Source organism: Alicyclobacillus sacchari (assembly GCF_004366795.1).
GTDB classification, from domain to species: domain Bacteria; phylum Bacillota; class Bacilli; order Alicyclobacillales; family Alicyclobacillaceae; genus Alicyclobacillus; species Alicyclobacillus sacchari.
In genome coordinates, this window is record NZ_SORF01000027.1 from 1 (window position 1) to 10,059 (window position 10,059).

The 10,059-nt window shown below is 44.7% G+C and carries 8 protein-coding genes; all 8 read left to right on the plus strand.

Translation table 11 applies throughout. The annotated features are described in order from the left end of the window. The first annotated feature begins 89 nt into the window (after positions 1 to 89). The gene (locus C7445_RS13690) at positions 90 to 716 is read left to right on the plus strand and encodes a hypothetical protein (protein ID WP_134161205.1); all 627 of its coding nucleotides are present in this window, start codon (positions 90 to 92) and stop codon (positions 714 to 716) included. Continuing rightward, the gene (locus tag C7445_RS13695) at positions 713 to 1,867 is read left to right on the plus strand and encodes a toprim domain-containing protein (protein ID WP_134161207.1); all 1,155 of its coding nucleotides are present in this window, start codon (positions 713 to 715) and stop codon (positions 1,865 to 1,867) included. The genes C7445_RS13690 and C7445_RS13695 overlap by 4 nt, the downstream gene beginning before the upstream one ends. 169 nt (positions 1,868 to 2,036) lie before the next feature. After that, positions 2,037 to 2,945: a hypothetical protein gene (locus C7445_RS13700; protein WP_134161209.1), complete on the plus strand. Its 909-nt coding sequence runs from the start codon at positions 2,037 to 2,039 to the stop codon at positions 2,943 to 2,945. 781 nt (positions 2,946 to 3,726) lie between these two features. Beyond that, the gene (locus C7445_RS13705) at positions 3,727 to 4,404 is read left to right on the plus strand and encodes a hypothetical protein (RefSeq protein WP_134161211.1); all 678 of its coding nucleotides are present in this window, start codon (positions 3,727 to 3,729) and stop codon (positions 4,402 to 4,404) included. A gap of 247 nt (positions 4,405 to 4,651) precedes the next feature. After that, the gene (locus C7445_RS13710; protein ID WP_134161213.1) at positions 4,652 to 5,227 is read left to right on the plus strand and encodes a recombinase family protein; all 576 of its coding nucleotides are present in this window, start codon (positions 4,652 to 4,654) and stop codon (positions 5,225 to 5,227) included. Positions 5,228 to 5,483: 256 nt separating this feature from the next. Beyond that, positions 5,484 to 5,678 (plus strand): hypothetical protein, encoded by a 195-nt coding sequence (locus tag C7445_RS13715; RefSeq protein WP_134161215.1) that lies wholly within the window; start codon positions 5,484 to 5,486, stop codon positions 5,676 to 5,678. Then, the gene (locus C7445_RS13720; RefSeq protein ID WP_134161217.1) at positions 5,679 to 7,199 is read left to right on the plus strand and encodes a recombinase family protein; all 1,521 of its coding nucleotides are present in this window, start codon (positions 5,679 to 5,681) and stop codon (positions 7,197 to 7,199) included. A gap of 461 nt (positions 7,200 to 7,660) precedes the next feature. Then, positions 7,661 to 9,784 carry a PHP domain-containing protein gene (locus C7445_RS13725; RefSeq protein WP_134161219.1) on the plus strand — a complete coding sequence of 708 codons (2,124 nt, stop codon included), beginning with the start codon at positions 7,661 to 7,663 and terminating at the stop codon, positions 9,782 to 9,784. Positions 9,785 to 10,059 lie beyond the last annotated feature (275 nt).

Genomic DNA, 10,059 nt, shown 5'->3' on the forward strand with positions numbered 1-10,059 from the left:
TTTGATTTGCCGAGGCAAAGCCGTCAAAGGCGGCACGTCGAAACTCAGCACATTCTACATGTAGGGGCAATTTACACACAAATTCGGACTTGACCACATTCGACATCAGCATTACCGACATCAGTCGCTTTTTCGCAGTCACGATGGGTAAGACGGGCTTTCAACTATTCGAAAAGTTGCAGAGTCTCCAAGCAGTGTACGGGGTACGAACAGATACTTATGAGATCTTCCCGCTTTTGACCTTGGAGCAGGTTGGAAAAAAGCTCAGGGTATCGTCGCAGTACATGCATTCTACTTGGACGACGATGTTGGCCCAGAGAGGAAAACGAAAGAGACGTTATTTCACCGAATTGGCTCACGTCGATTTAGTCGCCGAGCGCAATAAGGCAGCGGCATTGATCGTGATTGAACTCGTCCGGCTAATCGTCACGGCGGGGAGCCAGGGCAAACCGAACATCCAGTTGTACACGCTGGAGAAATACGTACCGCAGTTACGGGTAATTCGAGAATCTGCTCGGCCTAACAAGCTCAAAAATCGGGACTTAAAGCGGATTTTCTCGAGGGTATACCCGCTTCTAGAGTCAAAAACCGAATTAGGTCGCACTTTCGTCGACTTTGAAACGAAAAAACTAATCCCGACGGTTGAGCAATTCAATGAGAGCATCAGAGTTCACCATCAGGGGTACCGACAATTAGATTGGAGGTTGTTAAAATGACATTTCCGTTTAGTCGGACTTGGGTGTCGTCGGTAGGGCAAGGACTGGTTCGACTGGAGCAGGGGTTTATGTTCCGCGTCAAGCGCATTCCAGAGGCGCAATATCGTGAAGCCGATGACGACCAGAAGAAGCGACTGTTAAAGGAATCGTTTGAACAGTTAATGTCTGAAGCGGGCATCAATCTGCACGAGAATCTACTTTGTCCGTATCATGACGACCAACAGCCAAGTATGAAGTATTTCGATGATACCAAGACGTTTCATTGTTTCACTCGGTGTTATGAAAAAGAAGTAACCCTGAAGGATGGCAGAAAGGTGTACACAACGCACAAGGATGCCTTCGATATCGTTGGGGATTTACTAGACCTGACGAGTTTCCCTGAAAGGTACAACATATTGGTGAGTTGGTTCGTCGAGAATCCAGAACAATTCTATTGGGTCAAAAAGCCTTACCGAAAGTCTTCGGGTACAAAGAAGGGTTCCGATACCCCATCTGCCCGCAAGAACACATCACGCGTCCTGGCAACGGAAGACCCAGAAGTGAAACAGTATCTTAATGCACGGGGTATCAATGACGACATGATTGTCCTCTTCAATATCGGAGCATTTGAAGAGAACGGCACCAAATTTGCAACTGTACCCTGTGATAATGGATTCGAAGCCAGGCGAAACATCGGTTTTCAACCCAAAGTTGAGGAAGACAAGAAGGGAAAGTATCTAAACCCTAAAGGTCGGACATTGGCATTGTTCAACGGGAAAGCGTTGAAATTAGCGACTGCAGACATGCCTGTCATCGTGGTTGAGTCGGCATTCGACTCGATGATTATTAATTCGATGGGGGTATTGTCCGTTGCGTTAAATGGTCTGTATGTCACTCAATTGGTAACACAGTGCCAGCAAATCAACAATCCAGACCTCAAGCTCATACTGCTTTTCGACTTCGATACGGAGGGGCAGAAGGCACTTGATAGAGCACATCGACAACTTCGAAATGTGGTCAAGACCATTCCCGTGTATCAGGATAATGTGACGCTTGCACACTATCTGGCCCGGTACAAAGATGTGGGTGAAGCGTACCAGAGCGAAAAACAAGAATTGGAGGGGAATCTGAATTTCATTGTACAAATGGTCAATATGGGTATTGGCGGTTAACATCTGTATTCCTGCCTGCCCCCACTGTCGGGGGCAGGAGCCGGATGGAACGTAGAGATGACGAGGACATCGGAATGAAAACTGAAGATCGAGGTAATTTGCGGTGGTCGTGAGAGAAAATGGTCTTTCAAGTCGAAAATCATATTTCGTAGAAACGGAGATGAAACAAATGGGAAATCGCTTGAACATCATCACGCAGCATCAATGCACAGATATGTTGCGTACCCCAAGTACTCGTAATGAATCTTGTATGGCGCTGTTTAATCCGCGAAATGACCGCTATATCTTGCGGGACGGTACTTTGTACCTAGACGGTCGCCGTATCAAACTGAGTGAATTGGTTGACCATGTGTCCGACGAAACGATTAACCAACCGCTGGAGGACTACTTATTGTTGGTAGGGATATTCTCTTTCCTTCATAACTGTCGTGACTTACGCAAGGACACATTCTTTGTCACCTCGCTCAACGAGGTAAGCCACTATCTGGGGGTAACACAGGGGAGCAAAGGATTTCGCCTACTCGAAAAATTAAAGTCGTTCGCCGGGGTGTACGGCGTGATATTCGAGGAAGGTTTGTTTCCCGTGCTGGAAGTTTTTCAATCAAACAATATGCTTTTCTTGAGCAGCGAATATCTGCATAGAGCGTTAAACGTCGCGATTATGAGAAACCATGAGATGTTCGACGGGAAGCGACCCTTTTATACTGACCTTGCCTTCGCGAACTTGGTCGCCGCACGCAACAAGGTATCTGCGCAGATTGCTGTGGAGTTGCTCACTCTCATCGTAAAAACCGGGAAAGCTCCAGAACCACATGTCGCGGTTACCACTCTCGCCGAGCGTATCCCAAAGTTACATGACATTCTGTACGGGAATGCTCCTGAGGTTGCACGTAAAAGGCAGTTCTATAGAGCCTTTGACAAGGTTATTCCGTATCTACGTAGTTATTCAAGTCTATTCGAGGACTATGCCGATCTGGAGTTCACTTCCGGGGTACAAATGCTAAGACCTACGTCGGTGATTCGAATTCGATATAGCGGTTACATCGGAAACGAAAGGTCAGGTGTTGAAAAAGCATAGATTCAAACCTTCTCGCCATTTAGCTATTACGGTTCATCGATGTTTGGAGCGTCTGACACGGGGAACTTTCCGAGTTTCCCGGGCTCCCTTGATACCTGAGTGGAGGATTAAAATCCACGTTCAGTTTGCCCTTCCACTATTGAACTTCACGCTTTGATTTGATGCAAACTGTTGGGCTGAGTTTGTGCCAAATCCCCGGTTTTAGGCACTGAACTTCCATTAAAGTAGACTGCGACAAAAACCCTAATTTTTTGTTTCGGTCTATTTGTTTTCGCGATGTTACTTGCCCGACCCCGGCGTGTGCGAAAAAAAATAGACCGAATCCAAATTAAACGGACGTTCCAAATCCCCATGTTATCGGTATGGGCATTGTCGAATGTTCTTTTTTGCTGAGTTTACTTCTTCTCCTGTCAGCCTCCATTAATATTTCCGAACCCGGGAAAAACCTCTCGATATGTCATTTGGTTGGCAACTAGAACTCAAAAACGGACGAAATTATCCCCTATCACGAAGTGAATGGTCGATAAGGAATTATATTCACATGAATTTACTCAGGGAGGTGGAATTAATGATTTTGGATGGCACATTGGAGAAGACGTACGATTATTTTCGGGTTGGCGGCTACCCTGTGGTTCCGGCAATGTGTGTCGGGAACCCATTCCACAGGGAGACGTATGACCACGGAGTCAAACAAGGGCGGTTAATCACGTTTCGTGGGCAATTGCCCACGACATTCCGGGCCTTAGACATCAGTAAAATCAAAATGCAGGGAAGGAGTATGTTGGACCTCCTGACCACCTTTTATGCCATGGAACTTCGTTCAAATGAGTTTCCTTTGGTGGCAGGTGCCGAGCGAAAATTCCCTGCGGCGCTCGTTGACGCTTATCTTCTCACGAGCACGTTGTGCTACGTCGAAACCGAGGATAAGAACGGTGTTTCAGGCTTCTTTGCGACGAAAAGCCCAGCGATTTATGAAGGCATGTCTGACTATCGTACTGTCGCCCAAAGGAAGCAGAAGCCTAACAGCTTCTATGCGCAGCTCGACTTGGCGTACGCAGAGTTGAATTCAAATGTCTTCGATGCGTTGAAGTTTTCCGCAGACCGTGATGGGTATAAGGTCACCAAGTGTAGGCTCAACTTGACTAAACCCAATGTCACCATTTTACCGATGTACAGTATCGCCGCCTATATCGACTCAATCATTGCAGGCCTGATGAAGCATCGAGTTTGGGTCACTTACCTTGATGGCAACGTAGAGTCGAAGGTCTTGACCAGTCTGCGCAGCGATGCCCTCGCATATTGGCTACGCACTTGCGATCCACGGACGGTTCAGCAAGCGCAAGGAGCATGGCAGAACCCCTTCCTCTTTGGTGAAATCACACTGCCGGATCTGAAATCGTCGTATCAACATGTAACGTTGAGGGTGCTCAACATTCAAGACATTCAGGTTCTAGATTAGGTTCTTCTACAACCCCCATTTCGGCGTTTCCCGAATGGGGGTTATTCATGCAACGGCCTCGCCAAAAACTCTGGGTTTTGGTGATGGGCAGAATCGTTACATTTTCTGGGCTTCTGAGCGGTCATATCTCTGCCAAAAATATCGCCGTAATCAAGCCGCCTCAAACCAGGTTAGCGGCAGTGCCGTAAATCAGGTTGCTTTCTCATAAACAGGGTTTTTGGTCACCGAAGAGGATGGGGGTATCGCGATGAGTAACGAGTTGTTCGGGTACGCTAGAGTGAGCACGTTCGACCAGAATTTAGATCGTCAGATTGATGAACTTGTGAGATACGGGATTCAGGAAGACCATTTATATACGGACAAGTTCACGGGAGCAACACTGGCGCGACCTGCGTTCGAAACCATGAACCAAAGGCTTCGGGAAGGCGATGTTGTCATTACGGAAAGCTTATCGAGGCTTAGTCGAACAACGAAGGACTTACTGAGCGTTATTGAGGATTGGCAGCATCGCGGAATCACGTACATCAGTCTGAAGGAGTCTATCGACTTCTCGACATCTACCGGCAAATTGATATTAACGGTCATGGCGTCTATTTCCGAGTTCGAGAGAAATATCATGAAGGAACGGGTAAAAGAGGGCATCACTGCAGCCCGCGCTCGTGGAAGATATGGCGGAAGAAAACCCACGGATTCGGGCAAAGTCGCCAAAGCCATGAAACTTTACGATGCACGCACCCATAGCCTCGCTGAAATTAAAGATATTACGGGTGTTAGTCAATCGGTATTGTATAGGGCACTACGCAAACGCAATTTAACCGAATAATTAGACAAACAAAATTTGAGTTGACAACATTTTCGCCAGTTTAGCGCCAAGACGTGATTACTAGTCCGTCTTGGATGACTAAACTGGCTTTTTTTTACTTTCGCGAGTGTGTACGGGTGGAACTGGAGCGACATCTGATGGGCTTAGTTGATCTGGTTTACGTCGGAGAGTTAAACGTGGAGCTGTCTTACGAGTGAGACCAGTTAAATTCCAAAATCGGAATTTCGCTGGATCTCATTTGAAAGGTGATGGTGACATGACCATCCGGAAAAGGGATCATAAGGGGAAAGAGCGAGATCTAAAAATTGAACGATACTTCAACGACACCAGCGATATTTTGTTCGAATCTATTCTGAATAGTATTATCCAAGAAAGAGTGGAAGATATTATAGAACCAAGCTACCATGACGAACAGCCCAAGAAGGCTAGTTCTGATGAGGGGGTAGCTTAAATGAAAGCCGCTATTGTACGACGTGTATCCACCACGAAAGAAGTACAAGAGGAGTCCCTGAAGAATCAGCAGGGTTTTTTCGAAGACTACGTGAAATCTATGGGTTGGGATATATTTGATATCTACACAGAGACAGAGAGTGGGACGAAATTTAATCGAAAAGAAATGAACCGACTCATCGCTGACGCCAAGGCAGGACGATTCGATATTATTCTTGCAAAAGAGTTGTCACGGCTCGCCCGAAACCAACGGCTGGCGCATGAGATTAAAGATGTCATTGAGACCTACAATATTCATTTAATCACCATGGATGGGGCAATTGATACGACTAGCGGCAACACAAACATGTTTGGGCTATATGCCTGGATATACGAGCAGGAGGCTCAGCGAACCAGTGAGAGGATCAAAATGGCACTAACCACACGAGCAAAGCAGGGGCGGTTCAAAGGATCGATTGCGCCGTATGGATACGAACTTCGCGACGGAAGATTGTTTGTCAAAGAAGGCGACACTCCTGAAATTGTAAGGCTTATTTTTCAGCGTTACATCGAAGGGAAAGGGTTCGATGCCATAGCCCGTGAATTATATGAGTCTGGAGTTCCTACTCCTTCAATGGTGGCAGGAAAAAGCCAACAAACGATCTTTTGGAACGGTTCTTCTGTTCGTTCCATTTTAGAGAACCCCCATTATACGGGGAACATGGTGCAAGGTCGAGAAAGCACGATAAGCGTCACCAATAAGGCTCGTAGAACTAGGGATGAGAATGAGTTAATCGTGGTGGAGGCGACTCACGAACCCATCATTGCAAGTGATGTGTTTGAAACGGTTCAGCAATTGATTGCTTTTAACCGTAGACGCTCATTTACTTATTCAGAAGTGAGTAGCAGACCTCATCAAAATGTCCATCTTTTCACTGGGATCATTTTTTGTGCTGATTGCGGGTCTGGATTTCATTACAAGAGAAACAGTCGCGGTTACATCTGTGGACGTAGTGACAAACACGGTGAAAAGGCTTGTTCGAAGCATCGGGTCAGGGAAAACGAGCTGGTTGAATTGATCCGCAGTGATCTGCAGAGACTTGCAGGGTTATTCGATGACACGTCTTACTACGATGACGTTAGACAGAAATTCATCAAGTCGAGGACGAAGCTTGAAAAGGAACTGCAATCTTGTCAAGCGAAGATCGATAGGATTAATAATCTAAAGCGGAAAGCCCTCTCTAAGTACCTTGAAGAGGAAATCACCAAGGCGCAGTATGATGATTATATTGCGGGTCAGGATGTAGAAATTAGGAAATTGCAAGTCAATAAGGGAAAGATCGAAGCCGCGATGTCGACAGTCCTTGATTCGAGTGCTCTGGAGAGCGTGAGGGAAATCGTTGCAAGTGCATTGGAATTTAAAGAGATCAGCCGAGAGGTAATCAATCGCTTTATTGAAAAGATTGAAGTTAAGGAGGACGGCACGGTGAGACTGTACTATCGTTTCGCTGGTACATCTAAAATCCTCAATGAGCTGTTGTAAGTCTGGCATGAATTGACTAGCAGGGTGTTGAGGACACGAATCGTCTGTTCAGGTTCGTTGAGACATTGACACCCTCTGTCGCGTGGAATTTGTTCTCATGTTTCGAGTTTTCGCGGGAATGCATTCGTGTGAATATCCAAGCCTCCTCTGTAAGAGCATCGTGTGATTCAATCAGAATAACTCCAAGCTATTCCTTCGATGACCAAATTGTTTGAAGTCAATCTCAAGTTATACCGAATTGAACCCTAAGAACTTTTATAATCACGGCCAATTGATGTGTAGAGACTTAAGAGGTGGGATGGCGAGGAAGCAGTTGACACTATGATTATCCCGATAGAAGTTATAATCTGGACGGAACTGGAAACAGATAATATAATACCCCTAGTGAAGCTTAATTCATAGTATCGGATAAAATAGTCACATTACTGTGAATTTGGTGACTCTAAAGGGGTGAGAATGCCTTGAAGATTGACTTACACTGTCATACGAAGAAGGCGAAGAGTGGCGATGCAGATACCAGAAACGTGAATAAAGAGGTGTTTGCGCAAAAGATCATGAACGCCGATGTGAAAATCGTAGCAATTACTAACCATAATCTGTTTGACTATGACCAGTTCAAGATTTTGTCCGCAGCTACACAAGGTTTTTGTCAAGTATGGCCAGGAATAGAGCTCGATGTGAACGGTACTGGACAAAAACGTTGGCATTTGATCGTAATAGCCAATCCGAATAAGCTAGATTTGTTCCATGAGTCTATTCAAACATTGACGTTTAACAAACATCCTGATGAAGGTTTATGGACTCTTAATGAGATATACTCCTGTCTAAGTCGATGTGATGATGCTTTATATATACCTCACTTTCATAAGAATCCTGGAATTCCAGATGAAGACATGGAGGAACTTCGAAGCATACTCAGGGATAGTTGGAGGATATTTCATGATGCTCCAAATTATAATAGTTTGAGTGTTTTTTCTGATCATTCAATCGATACTCTGGTTGGAAGTGATGTTCAAGATTGGGATAAATACGAGGAATGTACTTTTACCGATCTTCGCCTTCCTGTAACAAACTATGAACAATTTTGTCTGCTTGCACAAAGAGACGAGCCAGTTGTAAATACGTTGCTTAGAACAAAGAAAATCCACACAACGGAAGTATCACCATATAAAGACGTTAAGTTCAATGTTGACATCTACGAGGATGTGAATATTATCTTCGGGCAAAAGGGTACGGGGAAGACCGAAATACTTAAGTCGATCAAGACTCAATTGTTACAGAAAGGACTGAGGTGCCAAGAATATTTTGGATCTCAGAAAGAAGATGGATTTAAAAACTATCTAATGACAAACGACATGAAAAGAGATCCAGCATTGGTTGGGGCCGAGTTATGCGATAGTGAGTTTTTGAAAATGGGAGAATGGGAAGATATCCAACCCACACCCATCTCACACTATGAGAAGTGGATTAAAACTCGAAGGAACAATAGGAATAAGTCAACTATGAAAATCACTGAAGCCGTGAGGCAAATTAGCGACAATCATGAAGTTTTAGAGGTCGTCGAAAGAGAGTACGATATTGTAGACAAAAATATTGAGCGCGTGATGGAAATCAATTTTGACAGTTATTTATCTACTGAAGAAAGCCTTCTTCTGAAATCATTGCTAAGCAAACTCTCGAGCAGGGTGACAACAAGGCTACGCAAGGAATTGATAGAGAAGTCGGCCTCAGAGTTGTCAAATTTCTCAATCGATACAATAAAGTCGTTGGCCGACAAAAAGACTGCCTCAATTTCGAAGCCCTCTACAACTGGCTACGCAGAATTTGTACAAAAGAGGCTCGAGTTATTAAAAGTAAGCCAGAAAATCACGGATAACATCTATGGTAAAGAATATAAAGAAAAGGAGTTAATCGGTAAAATTGAGGAGAAAGGCAATCTTTACGTTCAGAAGGTATATAGAATGCTCGGTGCTAAATCGTTGGCCTCAGAATTTTCACATAAGATTAGACCGCTTCAACAGGTGCAAGGGGATCTGGAAGAAATCAGAAAGAAATTTCATGCCCATGACATTATTACCTTAGTCAGTTCAGTAAGAGACTTGTGTCGCGAGGAACGTATCACCGATGCAAGGGATTTCCTTGGATTATCCAAAGTGATTGTTACTGAGAATGATCAATTGTATCAACCTTCAAACGGGGAAAAGGGTATCTTGCTGTTGCAAAAGGCTTTAAGAGAAGAAGCCGATGCTTACATTCTAGATGAGCCTGAGATGGGAATGGGTAATTCGTATATTGATAGTACCATTCGACCACGTATCAGTGATTTGTCGAAGAGATTCAAAATTGTAGTGGTTGCTACCCACAACGCCAATATCGCCGTGCGCACTCGTCCTTATCAGTCAGTATACAGAGTCCATAATAACGGCCAGTACAGCACATATGTCGGGAATCCGTTCACTGATGAACTGAGGAACATCAGCGATGAGAATGATAGGAAAAGCTGGACACAGGAAAGCATGAATACTCTCGAAGGTGGTAAAGAGGCGTTCTACGAAAGGAAGGTAATCTATGAATCGGGAAATTAACGTTATATTAACTACTTTTGACGGCCAAGACACTTTATTGTTCGAGGCTGATCCCGAGATTCGCGTAAATTTGAACAGCGAGTCAGGTCAACAGGATCTTAAGACGGTATTTTCAAAACTACTTGAGATGTCACTTAGTGATGACATCGCGCTATCGTTATCGATTCCTGAAGAGTACACAGTTGAGTCCAGTATGCTGTGTAAAAAGGGATGGCACATTTGAGGTATAAAAGATGAGCCATCTCCGTCCTCTCTGGTAGAATGTGAGATTGAGA